Origin of the sequence: Mesorhizobium sp. M7A.F.Ca.US.005.03.1.1, assembly GCF_003997975.1 — a bacterium.
Classification (GTDB): Bacteria; Pseudomonadota; Alphaproteobacteria; order Rhizobiales; family Rhizobiaceae; genus Mesorhizobium; species Mesorhizobium ciceri.
The window spans coordinates 46,706-65,125 of the sequence record NZ_RZRO01000013.1 but is presented as its reverse complement, the minus strand read 5'-3'; the positions used below and the strand labels follow the sequence as shown (position 1 = coordinate 65,125).

Genomic DNA, 18,420 nt, shown 5'->3' with positions numbered 1-18,420 from the left:
GTTTACCGATGCGCATCTAAGTTGTCCGTTCTTCCCCATCACGATTATAGCTGTGCCGGCTACGCCATGGCAGCTATCTACTGAACGTAGGTATCGCCGTCGACGCGAAAATCGAACAGAACCGACCCATCGGTTTTTTCCGCGGCGTCAGCCACACGATCATAGAACGGTCGATTGAGGCCCTCGATGTTGCCGAGTGACTGTTCAAACAAGGCCGATTCTACATGCTCCGCCACCATAGCTGTGAGAGTGCGCGCCGGCTGGCCCAATGGGCAAGCCGCCACGGCTGATTATCCACACCAGCCATCCCTGGTCCTTTTCATAAGCGACAAGACGACCATTAACAGAGGGGGGTCTGTCAGGCCGAAATCCCGATAGCGATCACGCCCGGATCCAATGCGGTGTTGCAAAAGGCAGCAAGCAGGCCCCCTCCCCTCCGGATCGAAGCCGTCTAGGGGCTCCGTGACAACATCAGGCATCCTTGGGAAGCACCTGAAGGACCCGTGCGATGAACATATGGAACTCGGCCATGTAGTTGAGCAAGAACTCCTGCGTGGATTCGACTGTGACTTCGCCGCCGTCCGTGATCAGGCCCGGCGTGAACTGAATGTAGGCTTCCGGAGCGTTCATCTGCGGGGAGTTGCAGAAGCTAAGCACGCTTCGCAGGCTTTGCTGGGCCACGGCGGTCCCTATGGTTCCGGGCGAGGTCCCAATGACAGCTGAGGGCTTGCGGGCGAACGAGTTCTTGCCATAAGGGCGGCTGGCCCAGTCGATTGCGTTCTTCAACCCACCTGGGATCGAGCGGTTATACTCGGGCGTTATGAAAAGGACTGCCTCCACCGCGGCGATAGAGTCTTTGAAAGCGCGCGCGACAGGTGGAAAGTCAGCATCGTAGTCGTAGCTGTAGAGCGGCAAATCCTTGAAGGAAATCTCCGACATTTCAAGCTCTGGTGGAGCAAGCTGCACTAGTGCTTTTGCAAGCTTGCGATTGATCGATGCCGTGGCGAGGCTACCAATCAGATAGCCGACTTTGTGCGTGGTCATCAGGCACTCCCATATTGCCGCCCCCAAACAGTATCTGCTCAGTCAAAGTCGGACACCAGCACATTTAGGACAAGCTGCTGGATTCAACTGCTGCAGGGTTCACGACGCGATGAAGCGAACATCGGAAGAGCGGGTACCTGCGCTGTTGGTTCGTAGCGACAGGTTGCGGACTTTAGGTGACGTCAACGGATTTCGCCACACCGCAGCTCACAGTCTCATTTGAGCTGCCAGCGAGCCACCAAGCGGCTGAGTGGATCCGCACAACGAAATCAATGATATCCGACATCTGTACGGACCTTGCCGCGAAACACCCAGTAGGACCAGCCGGTGTACATCAGGATCACCGGCAGCAGCACCAGCGTGCCAACAAGGAGGAAAGCCTGGGTGCGCTCGGACGAAGCTGATTCCCAAAGCGTGAAATGATAAGGAACAATCATCGGAAAGAGGCTGATCGCGATACCGACGTAAGAGAGCATGAAAAGGCCGATGGCGCCGATGAAGGGCTTTATCTCACTTGCGCTGTCCAGCACCCGCCACGTGAAGAATGCCACCGCCGCGGTCGCTACGGGCACCGGGGCCAAATATAGAACATTGGGCCAGGCAAACCAGCGCGAGGCGATGGCCTCGCTCATGAATGGGGTCCAGATGCTGACCAAGCCGATACCGATGAGGACGCCAACAAGGCACACGCGGCCGTGCCGACGCGCTGTTTCCTGTACCGCTCCGTTTGTCTTTAAGATCAGCCAGCCGGCGCCCAAAAGCCCATAGCCGAACAGAAGGGCAAAGCCGGTCAAAAGCGAGAACGGCGTCAGAAAGTCGAAAGACCCTCCGGAGAACTGCCTGCCAGTGACCTCGAAACCCTGAATGAAGGCGCCGAGCACGACCCCTTGAGCAAAGGTGGCCACGGCCGAGCCATAGCAGAAACCGTGGTCCCAGAAGGTCTTGTGCTCGGCATCGCGGAAGCGGAACTCGAACGCCACGCCACGGAACACCAGCGCCAGCAGCATGACGAGGATGGGAAAATACACCGCGGGAATGATGATGGCGAAGGCAAGCGGAAACGCCGCAAGAAGCCCCAGGCCGCCCAGCACCAGCCAGGTCTCGTTGCCGTCCCAGATCGGAGCGATCGAATTCATGATCGTGTTGCGGGACGCCGTGTCGGGCGCGAAGCCGTAAAGCATGCCGACGCCAAGGTCGAAGCCGTCCAGAAGCACGTAGAAGAACACCGCCATGCCGAGGATCAGCGTCCATATCGGTACGAAATCGAGAACCTGGCTCATCGCACTTCCCCCTCTCGAAGTTCGACCGCTCCGGCTCGGACCGGCGCCTCTGGCCTGCCCCCTTCGATCTCAGCGCCCTCATCGGCGACGATGGATGGGCCTTTGCGCACGATGCGCAGCATCAGGAAGAGGCCCGCAGGATAGATGATGAGATAGACGGCGATGTAGCCAAGCAGCGAGATCACAACATCGGACCTCGTCAGCGACGGTGTCACCGATTCCGCCGTTCGTAGAAGGCCGTAGACCGTCCAGGGCTGGCGTCCGACCTCGGTGGTGATCCAACCGGCGATAACTGCCACGAAGCCGATGGGCGCCGCGATCTGAGTGAGCGTGAGAAAAGCCCGCGAAGTGTCCAGCCGGCCGCGCCAGCGAAGCCATCCGCCAAAGAGGACGAGGCCGAGCATCAGCAGGCCGCAGCCGACCATGATGCGGAAGGCGAAGAATGGGATCGCGACGGGCGGACGCTGATCGGCCGGAAAGTCCTTGAGGCCGATGACCTCGCCATCAAACTCATGGGTAAGGATGAGGCTGCCGAGCCATGGAAGGTCGATGGCAAAGAGGTTGCGCTCGCCCTTGTCGTCCGGAATAGCGAAAAGCGTCAACGGCACCTGCCGCGCGGTTTCCCAACGCGCTTCGATTGCAGCGAGCTTTGCCGGCTGGTGCTCAAGCGTGTTCAGACCATGCTGGTCGCCGATGAAAATCTGGAGTGGGACCAGCACTGTAAGCAGCCAGAGCGTCATCGACAGCATCGTTCGCCCTTCCGCGGCCGACCTCCCCCGACGCATCAGATAGGCGCCGACGCCCATGACGACGAAGCCGGTCGTGACGAAGAAGGCGACGACGGTGTGCGCCAACCGGTAGGGAAAGGAAGGATTGAAGACCACCTTGAACCAGTCGGTCGGGAAGAACCGGCCGTCGATGATCTCGTAGCCGGCCGGCGTCTGCATCCAGCTATTTGCCGACAGGATCCAGAAGGAAGAAAGCAAAGTTCCCAGTGCCACCATCAGTGCCGCGACAAAATGCGCCCAGCGTGGCACCAACTGCCGTCCGAACAGAAGGACGCCAAGGAAGGCCGCCTCCAGGAAGAACGCCGTCAGGCCCTCATAGGCGAAAAGCGGTGAAAGGACATTGGCGGTCGCGTCGGAAAAGCGGCTCCAGTTCGTGCCGAACTGGAAAGGCATGACAACGCCTGTGACGACGCCCATGCCGAAAGCAATCGAGAATATTTTGATCCAGAACGTCGAGATGCGGAGATAGATGTCCCTTCCGGTGAAGAAATTGAGGCCTTCCAGCATCGCGATGAACGCGGCCAATCCTACAGTAATAGCCGGCAGCAGGATGTGCCAGCCGATCACCCAGGCAAATTGCAGTCGCGACAGGAATACAGGATCAAAATCCATTACTCGTCTCTCCCGATGCCAAGCTGGTGAGAATCACTTCATATGCTGCAGCAGCCGCCACAGAGATCACGCCTCGATTCAAAGCCGTGATCAAGCTATAGAAATTGGCGTCGGTGTCGATACAAGGATTCGAAACCGCTCTTCTGTCTGGCCGTCAACCTCGAACCAGACCACCAAATATACCCTGATAAGCCTTTCGACGGAGACAGCCAAAGGAGTTGTCCAGCGGCTGCTGCGTCGAAATGTGACAGTCGGGGCGCCTCCCGTTCGCCACTGCAAAGAATTGATCGCAAGGCCTACTGTCGAAGCCGGCAACTTGGAGCGGATTTGCTGGGATTCAGTCCTGCAACTGCACTATGCGAAGATATGGCCGAAGCTCCGTCCAGCCTGGCGGAAACGTTCCTAAGCCTGTACGTCGGTGAGCGAGATGATGATCGGCTGACCGGCTGCCCCTGTTCACCGAAGCTGTACAGGCAAGGCTGCGACCGACCCCCGGTGCACGACCCGGTTGCTTAGTGACCCGGCAACTGTGCTGCTAATACGGGCATAGTGCTGATTTGCGCCCGCGACCCGCCGCCAAGGTGGGTTTTTCATTTCGGCGCCATACTCACACACCCTGGTTTCACGCAAGGGTGATGCCGGTTGATGAAACTTCCCCCGAGGAAGCGCGTTGCGTGGGTTCAGCCAATCCGAGGCCTGTCCCATGTATTGGTCTTCCAAGCCACTTTCTGTCGCCACCGCCATAAGCGGCGACATCCGAAACCTTATGAACACTCGGCAAGCTTTTGACCTGCTCAACGGTCATTGGCGCAGTGAAAGAAGCGACAAGCACCGATCTGCGAAACCGGCGTGCCGACAGGCCTTGAACGGCAATGTTCCCGCCGACGTCGCAAGAAATGCGTTCATCGACGCAGCGCGGGAAGCGCACATGTTGGTCGATTGTGCGAACCAATAGACAATGCCGGGATGGACCATTTCCCGCCACTAGCGAGGTCACAATGAACGCAACAACCCGATTGCACGAACTCGGCCAGAGCCTTTGGTTGGACAACATCACCCGCGATCTGTTGAGCAGTGGCACCCTTCAGCGCTATTGCACCGAATTTTCGGTGACCGGATTGACATCGAACCCCACAATTTTCGATGAAGCCATTCGTAACAGTGCCGCTTACGACGAGGCCCTACGTCGAAAAGCCAGAGAAGGCAAAGCGGGCGAGCAGCTATTCTTCGAATTGGCGCTGGAAGATTTGAAGCAAGCCGCAGCACTTTTTGGTCCGGTCCACGAAGTGACGGGCGGCATCGATGGCTGGGTTTCCCTGGAAGTGTCGCCTTTGCTGGCTAACGATGCCGGCGCCACTGTCGAAGCCGCCAAGCGGTTGCATGGGCAGGCGGAGTGTTCCAACCTGTTCATCAAGATTCCGGGCACGCCCGCAGGTGTCGAGGCCATAGAGGAATCGATCTTCGCCGGCGTGCCGGTGAATGTCACCCTGCTGTTTTCGTGCGAGCAGTATGTGGCGGCGGCCGACGCGTATTGCCGAGGCATTCAGCGACGGATTGACGCCGGGCTCGACCCGAAGATCGCCTCTGTCGCCTCAATCTTCGTCAGCCGCTGGGACAAGGCGGTCATGGATAAGGTTAACCCCGCGCTGCGGAACCGTCTCGGTATCGCCATATCCGGGCAAGTCTATAAAGCCTACCGGGAGCGGCTTGCCTCTTCCGGATGGCGCAAGCTGGCCGATGCCGGCGCACTTTCCCAGCGTCTGCTATGGGCGAGCACCGGCACCAAGGATCCGCAGCTTCCGCAATCCTATTATATCGAAGCGCTCGCCGCGCCTGCTACCATCAACACCATTCCAGAGAAGACACTCCATGCGTTTTCGAAAGAGGGTGTGTTGCGCGGCATCATGCGGGAGGATGGCGGCGACAGCGAAACCGTGCTTGGCGATTTCGCAAAAGCCGGCGTCGACATTCAGGCGCTTGCCGCGCAGCTCCAGTTGGAAGGCGCGCAATCCTTCACCAAATCATGGGCCGATCTGATGGCGGTGATTGCCTTGAAGAGCGAGCAGTTACATCGCCACGGTTCGGCCGGCAGATGATGAGCGCGCTTCTTGCGGCCAGGACATTGCCGCTCACGGAGCTTTCAGCATGGCAGGCGTTGCTGGCGCATTGTCAGGAAGTGCGCCCTTTGCATCTGCGACAGCTCTTCGCGGATGATCCCGGACGTGGCACGCAGTTCACCGTCGACGCCTGCGGACTTTATCTCGACTATTCGAAAAACCGCATCACGCCTGAGACGGTCCAGCTTCTCATTGAACTTGCCGAGGCCTCCGGGTTGCGTGAGCGCATCGAAGCGATGTTCAGCGGTCAGAAGATCAATGTGACCGAGCAGCGTGCTGTGCTTCACACGGCGCTGCGCGCACCAATTGGCGAGCGAATTTTAGTTGACGGTATCGACGTCGTGCCGGAAGTGCACGCGGTGCTCGGCAAGATGGCTGATTTCACGAACAAGATCCACAGCGGCGCATGGCGCGGCCATTCAGGCCTGCCGATCCGCAACGTCATCAATATCGGCATCGGCGGCTCTGACCTCGGGCCGGTCATGGCCTATGAAGCGCTGCGCCACTACAGCCGGCGCGACATGATTTTCCGCTTCATCTCGAACATCGACGGTACCGATTTCGCGGAAGCGACGCGAGATCTGAATCCTGAAGAAACGCTGTTCATCATCTGCTCGAAGACGTTCAAAACGTTGGAAACGCTGACCAACGCCCATACGGCCCGTCAATGGGTGCTGCGCAAGCTGGGCGACGAGCGGGCGGTGGCCCGGCATTTCGTCGCCGTCTCGACCAATACCGAAGGGGTCGCCAAATTCGGCATCGACACCGAACAGATGTTCGGCATGTGGGATTGGGACGGCGGCCGCTATTCAATGGATTCGGCGATAGGCCTATCCACCATGCTCGCCGTCGGGGCGGAAAATTTCCAGGCGATGCTGTCGGGCTTCCATGACATGGACCAGCATTTTCGCACTGCACGGTTCGATCAGAACCTGCCGGCTCTGATGGGTCTGCTCGCGGTCTGGTACAACAATTTCTTCGAAGCGCAGACGGTCGCGGTGCTTCCCTACGAGCAATATCTGAAGCGTTTTCCCGCCTATCTCCAGCAACTGACGATGGAGAGCAATGGCAAGCACGTCACGCTTGGCGGCACGAAAGTCGACTACCAAACAGGGCCGATCTATTGGGGCGAACCTGGCACCAACGGGCAGCACTCTTTCTACCAACTCATTCATCAAGGCACCAAGCTCGTTCCGTGCGACTTCATCGGGTTTTGCCAGGCATTGAATCCGCTGGGACGCCACCACGATCTCCTGATGGCAAATCTCTTCGCACAGACCGAGGCGCTGGCTTTCGGCATAACGGAAGGGGAAGTCCGAGCGGAAGGGACGCCGGATTGGCTGGTTCCGCACCGCACCTTCGAAGGCAACCGCCCTACCAATACGTTGCTTGCCGAGCGCCTGACGCCAAAGATACTAGGCAGCCTGGTGGCGCTCTACGAGCACAGCGTCTTCACGCAAGGCGTCATCTGGAGCATCGACTCGTTTGACCAATGGGGCGTTGAGCTGGGCAAGGCGCTGGCCGAGAAAACAATCCCTGAACTGGAAGTTTCCGCGACCCCAAATCTTCAACATGACAGCTCGACCAATGCTTTGATCGAGCGCTATCGCCGGATCAAGAAGCACTGAATCGACAGCCGGACCGCAAGACTCCGATCGGAAAAAATATGGTACAGGCGCAACTCGACCAGCTTTGCATCAACACGCTGCGGATGCTTTCCATCGACGCGGTCCAGAAGGCAAATTCCGGCCATCCCGGAACGCCGCTGGATGCCGCGCCAGTCGCCTACTGCCTGTGGCAACACTTCCTGCGCTATGATGCAGCCGATCCCGACTGGCCGAACCGCGACCGTTTCGTGCTGTCGGCCGGTCACGCCTGCGCTCTGCTCTACAGCCTGCTTCATGTGTGCGGCGTCAAGGCAAAAGGGCCGGCCTATCCATCGAGCGACCGGCTGGCCGTGACGTTGGACGATCTCAAGTCGTTCCGCCAGGCAGGCAGCCATTGCACTGGACATCCCGAATTTGCCTGGACCTCGGGCGTGGAAACGACCACGGGGCCACTCGGACAAGGTGCCGCCACAAGCGTCGGCATGGCAATTGCTGAACGGTGGCTGGCGGCCACCTACAATCGACCCGATTATGATCTGTTCTCGCACACTGTCTATGCGCTGTGCAGCGACGGCGACATGATGGAGGGGCTCAGCAACGAGGCGGCATCGCTGGCTGGACACCTCAAATTGTCGAACCTCTGCTGGATTTATGACGACAATCACATCACCATCGAGGGGCCGACTGGCCTTACCTTCACCGAAGACGTGGCAACCCGCTTCCTTGCGTACGGATGGCATGTCGAGCGGGTAAGCGATGCAAACGATCTGGTGTTGCTGGGCAAGGCGTATCAGATGTTCATCGATACGCATGACCGCCCCACGCTGATCATCGTTCAAAGTCATATCGGTTATGGCGCGCCGCACAAGCATGACACCAGCAAAGCGCATGGCGAGCCCCTGGGCGCCGAAGAAGTTCGGCTGACGAAGGAATTCTACGGCTGGGATCCGGACGCCGATTTCAAAGTTCCGGACGGGGTCGTGGCGCATTTCCGCTCACATATGGGCAAGCGTGGGGACGCCGCTCATGCCGCCTGGCGAAAATTGTTTGCTGCCTATCGCAAACAATATCCTGACTTGGCCGAACAGATCGATCAGATGCAGCGACGTGAAGTTGCTCCCGGGTGGGACGCCACGTTGCCCGCCTTCTCAGCCGACGCGAAAGGCCTCGCGACACGTGAATCGTCCGGCCAGGTGTTGAACGCTATTGCGGAACATTTGCCATGGCTGCTGGGTGGCGCGGCAGACCTGTCGCCGTCAACCAAGACGAACCTCGAATTCGATTTCGCCGGCAACTTTCAGGCGCCCGAGGGTGACCAGGCCGTCAGCTACCGCGGGCGGAATTTCCACTTTGGCCTGCGCGAACATGCCATGTGCGCCATCGGCAACGGCATGAGCCTGTCGAAGCTGCGGCCGTTCGTCTCCAGCTTCCTGATCTTCACCGACTATTGCCGCGCGGCGCTGCGGCTGAGCTCGATGATGGAACTCCCGCTCATCTCCATCTGGACCCACGATTCCATCAGTCTCGGCGAGGACGGGCCAACCCACCAGCCCATCGAGCAGCTTGCCTCGTTCCGCGCCATGCCCGGCATGATCGTGCTGCGCCCGGCGGATGCGAATGAGGTCATGGAGGCATGGAAGGTCATCATTCATCTCAAGGACAGGCCCGTCTGCCTCGTACTGACGCGACAGCCGGTGCCGACGCTCGATCGCTCGACCTACGCAAACGCAGGCGGCGTGGCACGGGGCGCTTATGTACTGGCCGATGCTCCCGACGCCCGACCCGACGTCCTGCTGCTGGCGACCGGCAGCGAAGTCGCGCTGTGCGTGACGGGCTATGAACAGCTGAAGGCCGAGGGCATCAAGGCACGCGTCGTCAGCATGCCGTCATGGGAATTGTTTGAAAGCCAACCAAAGGAGTATCGCGACACCGTCCTGCCGCCAACGATAACCGCCCGCGTGGCAGTGGAGGAAGCATCCGGTTTCGGATGGGAACGGTATACCGGCTTCGACGGCGCCATCCTGGCTCTGCATAGCTTCGGCCTGTCCGCTCCATCAAAGGTCGTCGCAAAACACTTCGGATTCGAGCCCGCACACGTCGTTGCGGCTGCCAAGGCGCAAATTGCGGGCATTCAAGCTCCAGGCAGTGCGGCTTTCACCAAATGAGGCAATCAGCACGATCATGAACATCAGTCCATTGGCCGGAAAGCCGCCCCCGCCCGACCTGCTGGTCAATGTCCCCAGGCTTGTCACGGCCTACTATAGCCAAGCGCCGGACCTTGCCGACCCGTTGCAGCGCGTGGCATTCGGGACGTCCGGGCACCGCGGGTCTGCAGTCGAAAGAACGTTCAACGAAGCACATGTTCTGGCAATCAGCCAGGCCATCTGTCTGTACCGCAAGCTACGGGGCATCGACGGCCCGATCTTCATCGGCATCGATACACATGCGCTGTCGGAACCGGCGTTTGCGAGCGCACTGGAAGTGCTGGCCGCGAACGGGGCGGAGGTGATGATGGCGGCCGGTGGCGAGTATACGCCCACCCCTGCCGTCTCTCACGCAATCCTCATCTACAACAAAGGCCGCAAGACCGGGCTTGCCGATGGCATCGTCATCACGCCGTCGCACAACCCACCCGGCGACGGAGGTTTCAAGTACAACCCGCCCAATGGCGGGCCGGCGGATACCGATGTCACCGGCTGGATCGAACAACAGGCCAATGAGCTGCTTGGCAACGGCCTGAAAGGCGTGCGGCGGATGCCGTTCGAGAAGGCCCTCCATGCGCCTACAGTCCATGCCCACGATTTCCTGAACGCTTACGTGAACGATCTCGGCAATGTCATCGACATGGACGCCATTCGGGGAGCGCATGTTCGCATGGGCGTCGACCCGCTCGGCGGCGCGGGAGTCCACTACTGGCCCGCCATAGCCGACCGCTATAAACTCGACCTGACCATCGTCAATCCCCACGTCGATCCCACTTTTCGTTTCATGACGGTTGATTGGGATGGCCAGATCCGCATGGACCCGTCTTCAGCTTATGCCATGCAAGGCCTTATCAGCCTGAAGGATCAATTCGACATCGCTTTCGCATGCGACACCGATCACGACCGGCACGGCATCGTCACGCGCAGTGCCGGGCTGCTGCCGGCCAATCATTACTTGTCGGTGGCGATTGATTACCTGTTCCAGCATCGCCCTGAATGGCGCAAGGACACCGCTGTGGGAAAAACGGTGGTGAGCAGCCAGATGATTGATCGCGTCAGCGCCAGGCTGAAGCGCAGACTGTATGAAGTGCCGGTCGGGTTCAAATGGTTCGCCGAGGGCCTTCAGGACGGCTCGATGGGCTTTTGCGGCGAGGAAAGCGCTGGTGCGACGTTCATGCGCCGCAACGGCGCCGTCTGGACGACCGACAAGGATGGCATCGTGCCGGCGTTGCTGTCGGCCGAGATCATGGCAAGGATGGGTCGCGATCCCGGCGAGGTCTATCGCGACCTGACGAAGGCATTGGGCGAACCGGTCGCCGACCGGCTCCAGGCAACGGCAACCCCAGCACAAAAAGAGAAACTGTCGAAGCTCTCGCCGCATGAGATCACGTCGAAGATCTTGGCTGGCGAACCGATCCGGTCGGTGCTCAGCCGGGCACCGGGCAACAATGCCGAAATCGGCGGCGTCAAGGTGGCCACGGAAAACGGCTGGTTCGCCGCGCGCCCGTCAGGTACCGAGGATATCTACAAGATCTACGCTGAGAGTTTTCGCGGACAGGACCACCTGCGCGCCATCCTGGCCGAGGCGCAGACGACCGTCGACCATGCGCTCGGGGCAACCAAAGGAAGCTGAACCGGCTGCACGGCTTGTGATGACCCATGCTTACGTCCCGAGGAGATGCTCCCCGGGGTAAACGATCGTTCCATCATGGCGCACGACAGCGCCTGGGGTCAGGCTGGCCTCCTCGACATGACCGGCCCCTAGGATATGCATGACCCGTTCGCCTTCTCCGAGCAGGTAGTCGGAAATGATGCGGCGGTGGCAGCGCCACCAGACGGCTTCCGCGCACATGATTGCGCAGCGATGCCGGCTGCCGAGCTCTCGCAGTTGCGCCAAGCCTTTGGCGAACGGCTCGGTCAGCGCATAGTCTGCGTAGTTGCGAAAACCACGTACGCGCCAATAGCTATTGGGGGAAGGTTCCGCCCCCCGCGCCTTGCCCCGCAAGCCGCCAAGCGCAGCGACATGCTTATAGCCGATCTGCCACGGCGCCAACGCTCCCGGAAGGCTGTCTTCGTTAAACTGCGGATTGGTGCGCGAGCGCGGCATCGACCTCACATCGACAACGAAATCGACACGAGACTCCCTAAGCAGTTCGGCGAACTCGACGATCGTACGCGTGGAATGGCCTATGGTGAAGAAGCTGTTCGTTTCGATTCCAATCTGACGGCGCACGGCGACCTTGGCCACCTCGACGCGGATTGTAGCCTGTTTATCGCGCAGATCAAAAAAGACCCCTGCATCGGGAAGCGATCGCTGGAACCGAATTCGCGTGCAAAGGTTGAGTGGTGGATCATCGCCATTCGATTGCGCCATCCAGGTGCAGAATGGCGTCTCGCGCGAGAATCCCTGTCACCCTTGGTCGAGCCACATGGCTCGAGTCAGCGTTACGTGAGCTGGAATTCGGAAGCCAGGGGGGGGGCAGCGGCACGATCGTTCGTGTGCACAGACTGACGCCGATGACCGGCGTGCCGAACGCAACCACGGATGAGCGCTATAGACGGCGTCGGAGATTAGGAGATAGAGCGCCCCTTGCCACCATGCTCGCCCCAAGGGCGGCACAAGGCGAAGAAGCCCATCACCACGCCCACAGTACCGCAGCATGGATCCAGGGTTTGGTTGCAGCGGCTAGGCATCAGCCGCGATCATCTTGTCCGGCACCGAGATGGTCTACATGATGCGCTCGCCGATGTAGTTTCCCTTCTCCGACGTGGTCCGCTCCGACTTCGGCGGGGGCGAAGTGAAGTCTGCGGCATTCCTTGCGTGCCTTGTCCGCTGGCCGACGAACGGGCGGGCGAGCGTCGGCACGTATCCTGACGAGACCCCCTTCGGCCACGGGACGGCTACGAGGATGTCCGCCATGTCGCCGTCCGCCGTAGCGTAGTGCACAGGTTGCCGGAGACGGAGGACTGCCGCCGCTGGCAGCAGGGACTCGTCATTTCGTCCGTGCGGCATCGCGATTCCGCCGCCGATGTATGTCGGCCCGCGGCGCTCCCGCCGCAGCAGGGCAGCCAACACGGCTTCCCGGCTTGCCCGCCCCTTTCGGCGAGCAGACCCGAGAGGCCAGAGCGCCTCGCGCTTCGTAGCGGGATGGACAGAGGATGATGTCCGGGCGACCTCCCCAAGCGCCCACGTTCCCCGCTCCGCCGAAGTGGCGGCGTTTCGGGCGGGATCGATCAGGGTCGGCGGGACCGGCATCGCATTGGCCGGTCTCACTGCAGCACCTGGGCCCGGCTTGCTCGTCCGCCGGGCCTCGTCCCCGACGCGCAGTGATCCGCAATCGCGGCAGGAGTGACGGTCGACGAGATGCACCAGGGGCAGCGGACTGCGGCGCGGGGCAAGAGGCTATTGCAGGAGAGGCACACCTGCCTCGTTCGGACTGTTCTCATGACACGCTCCATCGATGCGGCGCTCGGCGCCAAACCGCTTTGCCTGGAATGCTCCGGAGCAGGTTAGGTGCGGGATTCAGGGTCAAAGAGTTTGCTCCGGGAAAGGACGCGACCTTCCCGGCAAGCCTCGAAATCCTGATGAACGTCTCCATGCACATGCTGTCCTGCCTACTTCATCCCGACTTCAACTGCGGGAATGCGCCACCGATGCCCCTCAGAGCATCGCGAACGCGGTCACCATCAGGCCGAGAAGACCTACGGCTATGATGGTCTTTGTGATCGTGTCCATGTCAGGCCCTCCGGGGAATATAGGATTCCGCCACGATTACCGGGCTCTCGCCCAGGTAGTCCGCCATTGGGAGAGGTTTGGCTCCTTCTGGACTGAAAAGACCCTCAACCACCCGCGGGATGTGGTTGCGCGAAATGCCAATGTCCTCGAGTTGCCTGTTGTCCAGTCGCGAGAGTTCGTTGATCGCGCGGCTCCGCTGCCATTGGCGGATGGCACGAAGGAACAGCTGCCGCACTGTGGTTCTGGACTTGCGTTCGGACCCGCGTTCTGATGCCGATGGATAAGTGCGGTCGATTTTGGACATGTTGGTCTCTCCGCCGAAGTAGCCCGCGGCCGCACATGGCGGAACCTCATGCGAGCTTGGTCATGGACATGCCGACAAGCCGGCCGCTGAACGACCGGATACGATGTCGGACTGGGTGGGATTTGTTCCCGAGACGGCGGGCGGGCGCGCCCTTGCCGCTCGGGCTAGGAACGCGTCAGGAGGAACGCCGAAACGACCAGAAACTTCTTGTGACGACCTGCGATTACCATGCATCGTAGATGGGGCTCCTACACGGAAATTCAATCGAAGCGCGCCGCGTGCGGCCTTTGGACGCGAAACGGCCGGTATCGGCCAGCCATCTTGGACTTCTGCATCCGACGTTCCCATAATGAGGTCATGAACACACCTCCTCCAAGCTCCCTAACGTTCCGAAAGCGGCGCAAAACGCGCCGGTAACCCTGGCCGCGCGGGGAGTATCCGCCTGGCCAGGGGATCCTGCAGCTTCATCGTTTTCGCACGAAGCGCGCTGCCGGCCGTCGACCGGGGGCCGCACAGTGCTTGCCAGCAAGGAGACAAGGAATGGCAAAGAGGAAGGGCAACCGCGAAACCCGCAAACCGAAGCAGGACAAGGAGGTCAAGGGTCAGGCGGCGACTTCGGTGTCGGCGATCGTTGCGGGCCCAAATTTGGCCGGTCGTCGCCGCTGACGCTCGTAATGACTGCGGCGGCATCACTTATCCGGTGCCGCCGCAGCGTGTTCGACGCATGTCCGCAAGCCTGCCTCACCTCTGACCTCGAAGGGATGCCGGTCTTCCCTGCGGTCCTGGCACGGAAACGTGCTGCCCGGGCAATGAGCATCAGGTGACCGTGACGAAGGCGGCGACCAGCAGTTCGCGGGCTCCGACGCGGGAACCGAGCGCCGACGAGAAGACGATTGAGCAAGCGCGGTCGCGCCCGTTCCCCAGCCGAGGCCAAGTGTAGGTACGTGGATTCGCTAGCAAAAGCTGCCGAATCGCAGTGTTGCGATGGCTCCGGCAAGGGTAAGCACCACTCCGATCAGAAGCAGGGGGGTCGGCAGGCAGCCCACGGCGGCAGGTCGGCGGCTTGGAGCATTCGATCACCTCCCCGCGCATGAGGAACTTGGCGAGCGCTTGCTCGACATGGATCCTAGGACGCCCTTCGAAATACACCTCGCTTCCAGTGCGGGTGCCGGCAGTGAGCGCAAGGAGCATCGCGCAGACCTACATCGCGCCGAGGCAGAGCACCCGGTCCTGCGTGCGCGGGCCCGGACCACTCGGTAGACGTAGCAGCCGATGGCGAAACGAGCATGAGCTGCTAGTCCATGATGGCCGCAAAGGATAGCGGCCGTCTCCCTCAGCAGCGCCTCGAAGCGGTTCTTGATAAAGGCGACCCATTTACGGCTCTGAGCGCTAGTCAGAGACCATGCCGTCGGTGCCAGTGTGCTTCGGCGTGATCAGGCGGGACCGATCGACACTGTCCTTCCGCTACAGCCAGATATCGCCAGTCCTTCGATTGGACTGTCGCTTCTTTCGTGCTTGCTTCGTTGATGCTGGCGTATCAGAAGGGGTCGGCATGGCCTTGAACGTTACCCTCCCATACGCGAGACCGCTTCATCCGGTTCACTTTCCATGTCAACGGAAAGACGTCGCGCCGGCCCAATCCACGCCAGATAGTCTCGATCCGGGTTTCCTTCCATCGTGAGATCGCCAGCATAGTAGGCCTCGTTCAGTGCGCCAACTCTCGAACCGACAACCATATACGCTGCAATTGCCGCGGCGCGCGAGCGAGCGCAGAATGCCAACCTGAGTGGCGCCGAATCTGTCGCCGCCCGCAAAGACAAAGCGGTCTTTGCCTGCGTAACCTCCTTGGGCACGACGCCCCCCGAATTGTTGGATCGCGACGCCTGTCGCGATCCCACGCTCCAGCTATGGCGCCACCGTGATGCGGCCCTTCATGTTGGGGTGGAAGCGGCAGAAATAGTTGACCGCTCCCGCGGCCTTCAATCTCAGGCTTCCGGACTTCTTCGGCGGGATCATCACATCCCAGCCACCCTTCACGGTGGCTGTGTGGGCAAACACGTCCTTGTTTACCCACTCGATCGTGTCGCCAACCTTCGCCTCGACGGTCACTGGCGAGAACACCAGCTTGTCGATGGTGACCTGGATGGTTTCGGCCTTCACCGGCGCGGCGACGATTGTTAGCGCCAGTGCAATCCACAGTTGCCGTTTCGGCATCATCAGCGCTGTTCTCATTTCAGCATGCCGGCGACATGTTCGGCATGTTGTTCATGGCCTTGGAATATCTTCAGGCCGGTCTCCAGCAGATCCTTGAGCTCGGCGTTGCTCGCAGAGGGAATCAGGAGCGTTTGGAGAGCGTCGTCGACCTGCTTGTGATAGGCTACCTCGTTGTCTACATAGGCCTTGTCGAAGGCCGCTCCCTTGAGCTTGGCGAGCTTGGCCCGCTCCTCCGCGGCGGCTTTGGTCAGCGCCTTGCTGGTGGCGTTGTCTTCCGGCGTCACCTTGAGTTTCTTGACCAGGTCGAGCGCTTGGACATTCACCGCCTCATGGTCGCGGACCATGTCCTTGGCAAAGGCGAGCACCTCCTTGTTCTTCGACTTCTTGAGCGCTTGCTTGGCCGCCTCGACATCGATCACGCCGGCTGTATAGGCGATGTGGGCGATCTGCGGGTCGGTTGGTTTGTCGGCGGCTTGCGCAAGCGGGGCAGTGCCAAGCAGCAGCAAGGCGGCCAGAGCGGCGGTGTGACGAATAAGCATGACATCTCCTTCGCCCGGATGCGGGGATCGCCTCGGGCTTCGTTTCCGGTTGACGCATCATTGGATGCAGCGCGGCGGCAAACGTTCCCGCGAAAATCCGCCAAATCAGAAAATGGGTCAGCCTTCCAGGCCGAGCCGCTTCATCACGGCAGCGGTCAACCGTTCGCAGCGCCGGCCAGCGAAGGGGAAGGCGTCGAGCAGCACCGGCCCGATCTGGTCATCCAGCGCCTTGCGCAGCAGGGCGCGAGCGCGATGCAGGCGGGTCTTGACGGTTTCGGGCCGCACGCCGAGTAGTTCTGAAGTCTCTTCAATGCTCAGGCCCTCGATCACCCGCGCCACGAACACCATCCTGTAGAGATCTGGAAGGCTGTCGGTCGCCCGTTCGACAAGGGCCAGGATTTGCCGTTGCGCCATTGTCCGCTCCGGATCATCGCTGGGGTTGAGGGGAAACTGGATAATCTCGGCCTGCGGGTTCTCGGGCATCGCCACCGATCGCCATCTTTTACGCAACCGGCCGAGCGCTTCGTTGATGACGATGCGCGACAGCCACGTGCCGAGCGAGGCATCGCCGCGAAAACTGCCGAGATGGGCAAAGGCCCTGACATAGGCCTCCTGGACGATGTCCTCGGCCTCGCTGTCATTGCGCACCTCGCCGCGCGCGATGCGGTAAAGCCGCTGGTTATGCGTCTTGATGATGGTGCGAAAGGCAGCGCCGTCGCGCGCCAGGGCTCGCTGCGTCAATTCCAGGTCGCCAGAGGCAGCGATGATTTCGGTCGCGTCTCGCCGAACGTACGACATGAGCAGTCTCCTTGCCCTTCAAGAGATTGGTCTCGACAACAAGGTTCCTGAAAATTCGTCACACCGGAATCGACGACAGGAATTCGCGCCTCAGATCGATGTTCGTCTCGAAAACGCCGAGCATGCGTTTGGTGACCATGCGGGTGCCGTGCGCGTGGACGCCGCGCGATGTCATGCAGCCATGCTCGGCCACAAGCACGACGGCCACTCCACCCGGCTGCAGGGCATCCTCGATCGCGCAAGCGATATCATCCGTGAGCCGCTCCTGTACCTGCAAGCGGCGAGCGCAAGCCTCGACGACCCTTGCCAATTTGGAGATGCCCACCACGCGGTTGAGGGGCATGTAGGCGATGTACGCCTTGCCGTGGATTGCGGCCATGTGGTGCTCGCAGAAAGAATGAAACGCTATGTCGTGCAGTTCGACCGCCTGGTTATAGCCGCCGATTTCATCGAACGTCCGTTCGAGCAGTCTCACAGGATCTTGCCGATAGCCGGCAAACCACTCTTCATAGGCACGAATGACACGCGCAGGAGTATCGATAAGACCGGGTCGGGCCGGATCGTCGCCGGCCCAAGAGATCAGCGTCCTGACCGCGGCCTCAGCATCGAAGCGCGTCGGCCGGACGCGGCCGACTGCTCTGGGTTGGCCGTCTCCCACTGAATTTCCTTCGGCGGAGGCCGACACGCCATCTTCGGTGTCGTTCAGAATTTGCGAATGCAGGTCCATCGGTCTCTCCAGTTCCACGCTCGAAACCATTGGATGCGGCTGGCGAGGATTGGTTCCCGACTGGCACGACACCCAGGAGGAAGGTTCCCATCCGTGGCGAACCACGGGAACTTTTCGAAAAGCGCTGCATCCAATTTCATGTCTGGCGCATGGTCGACGCACGCCGTCAGGATCGTGAAGGAGAACCAAGATGGCATCGAAACAGCCCGCGGAAACCGACCCTGACCTCGCTGTTGGTGTGTTCATCGTGGCAATCGCGATAATGCCGATGCCGCCGGTCAGCTGGTGGTCCTGGTACGCGTCGGCGACCATTTGCTGGCGGTCGACGGCACATGCACCCACTGCAAAGTCTCGCTGGCGTGCGGAGTATTCATTTGCACCAGGGCCTATATCGGTCTTCAGATCGGCGAAGGGCTCCAGCCTGCGCAACGTTCCGGCCGTGGCCACAGG

The 18,420-nt window shown here is 60.6% G+C and carries 16 protein-coding genes and 1 pseudogene; 6 read left to right on the top strand and 11 right to left on the bottom strand.

What is annotated here, in order from left to right; genetic code table 11:
* Window positions 1-77: 77 nt before the first annotated feature.
* From EN990_RS36635 to EN990_RS08860, 4 genes are all read right to left on the bottom strand, one after another.
* On the bottom strand, window positions 78-212 hold the full coding sequence (locus EN990_RS36635) for a hypothetical protein (RefSeq protein ID WP_280953742.1): 135 nt from the start codon (window positions 210-212) through the stop codon (window positions 78-80).
* A gap of 259 nt (window positions 213-471) precedes the next feature.
* Window positions 472-1,044, bottom strand: a complete 573-nt coding sequence (locus tag EN990_RS08870; protein ID WP_064994348.1) for an NADPH-dependent FMN reductase — start codon at window positions 1,042-1,044, stop codon at window positions 472-474.
* 269 nt (window positions 1,045-1,313) lie between these two features.
* Window positions 1,314-2,324 carry a cytochrome d ubiquinol oxidase subunit II gene (cydB, locus tag EN990_RS08865; protein WP_127366896.1) on the bottom strand — a complete coding sequence of 337 codons (1,011 nt, stop codon included), beginning with the start codon at window positions 2,322-2,324 and terminating at the stop codon, window positions 1,314-1,316.
* Window positions 2,321-3,724, bottom strand: a complete 1,404-nt coding sequence (locus tag EN990_RS08860; RefSeq protein WP_127368534.1) for a cytochrome ubiquinol oxidase subunit I — start codon at window positions 3,722-3,724, stop codon at window positions 2,321-2,323. Before EN990_RS08860 ends, cydB begins: the two co-directional genes overlap by 4 nt.
* A gap of 703 nt (window positions 3,725-4,427) precedes the next feature.
* Here EN990_RS08860 and EN990_RS08855 point away from each other — a divergent pair.
* From EN990_RS08855 to pgm, 5 genes are read left to right on the top strand one after another with little or no spacing between them, the layout of a single operon-like run.
* Complete coding sequence (locus tag EN990_RS08855; RefSeq protein ID WP_127368533.1) at window positions 4,428-4,679, top strand: DUF982 domain-containing protein; 252 nt, start codon at window positions 4,428-4,430, stop codon at window positions 4,677-4,679.
* Between the two features lie 43 nt (window positions 4,680-4,722).
* Window positions 4,723-5,820, top strand: coding sequence for a transaldolase (gene tal / locus EN990_RS08850; RefSeq protein ID WP_064994320.1), 1,098 nt, complete (start codon window positions 4,723-4,725; stop codon window positions 5,818-5,820).
* Complete coding sequence (gene pgi, locus EN990_RS08845) at window positions 5,820-7,469, top strand: glucose-6-phosphate isomerase (protein ID WP_127367954.1); 1,650 nt, start codon at window positions 5,820-5,822, stop codon at window positions 7,467-7,469. The genes tal and pgi overlap by 1 nt, the downstream gene beginning before the upstream one ends.
* 38 nt (window positions 7,470-7,507) lie before the next feature.
* Window positions 7,508-9,613 carry a transketolase gene (gene tkt / locus EN990_RS08840; RefSeq protein ID WP_127367950.1) on the top strand — a complete coding sequence of 702 codons (2,106 nt, stop codon included), beginning with the start codon at window positions 7,508-7,510 and terminating at the stop codon, window positions 9,611-9,613.
* A gap of 13 nt (window positions 9,614-9,626) precedes the next feature.
* Entirely contained in the window at window positions 9,627-11,285 is a 1,659-nt protein-coding gene (gene pgm / locus EN990_RS08835; RefSeq protein ID WP_206519125.1) for a phosphoglucomutase (alpha-D-glucose-1,6-bisphosphate-dependent), read from the top strand.
* A 30-nt stretch (window positions 11,286-11,315) separates the two neighbouring features.
* Here the strand turns inward: pgm and EN990_RS08830 are convergent, their stop codons facing one another.
* Window positions 11,316-11,885 (bottom strand): DUF488 domain-containing protein, encoded by a 570-nt coding sequence (locus EN990_RS08830; RefSeq protein ID WP_127367953.1) that lies wholly within the window; start codon window positions 11,883-11,885, stop codon window positions 11,316-11,318.
* A gap of 1,504 nt (window positions 11,886-13,389) precedes the next feature.
* Window positions 13,390-13,692, bottom strand: coding sequence for a DUF1127 domain-containing protein (locus EN990_RS36785; RefSeq protein WP_084015936.1), 303 nt, complete (start codon window positions 13,690-13,692; stop codon window positions 13,390-13,392).
* A 540-nt stretch (window positions 13,693-14,232) separates the two neighbouring features.
* Here EN990_RS36785 and EN990_RS36630 point away from each other — a divergent pair.
* A complete protein-coding gene (locus tag EN990_RS36630) occupies window positions 14,233-14,358 on the top strand; it encodes a hypothetical protein (protein ID WP_263499051.1) in 126 nt (41 codons plus the stop codon).
* A 405-nt stretch (window positions 14,359-14,763) separates the two neighbouring features.
* On the opposite strand, the pseudogene EN990_RS08815 reads toward EN990_RS36630, so the two are convergent.
* From EN990_RS08815 to folE, 5 genes and pseudogenes are all read right to left on the bottom strand, one after another.
* Window positions 14,764-15,011, bottom strand: a pseudogene (locus EN990_RS08815) (hypothetical protein); the annotation flags it as partial.
* Between the two features lie 586 nt (window positions 15,012-15,597).
* Window positions 15,598-15,924: a cupredoxin family copper-binding protein gene (locus EN990_RS08810; protein ID WP_206519124.1), complete on the bottom strand. Its 327-nt coding sequence runs from the start codon at window positions 15,922-15,924 to the stop codon at window positions 15,598-15,600.
* Window positions 15,921-16,445, bottom strand: coding sequence for a DUF4142 domain-containing protein (locus EN990_RS08805; protein WP_064994314.1), 525 nt, complete (start codon window positions 16,443-16,445; stop codon window positions 15,921-15,923). Before EN990_RS08805 ends, EN990_RS08810 begins: the two co-directional genes overlap by 4 nt.
* A gap of 117 nt (window positions 16,446-16,562) precedes the next feature.
* Window positions 16,563-17,243, bottom strand: coding sequence for an RNA polymerase sigma factor (locus EN990_RS08800; RefSeq protein ID WP_127367947.1), 681 nt, complete (start codon window positions 17,241-17,243; stop codon window positions 16,563-16,565).
* A gap of 58 nt (window positions 17,244-17,301) precedes the next feature.
* Complete coding sequence (folE, locus tag EN990_RS36780) at window positions 17,302-18,417, bottom strand: GTP cyclohydrolase I (RefSeq protein ID WP_348629880.1); 1,116 nt, start codon at window positions 18,415-18,417, stop codon at window positions 17,302-17,304.
* Window positions 18,418-18,420 lie beyond the last annotated feature (3 nt).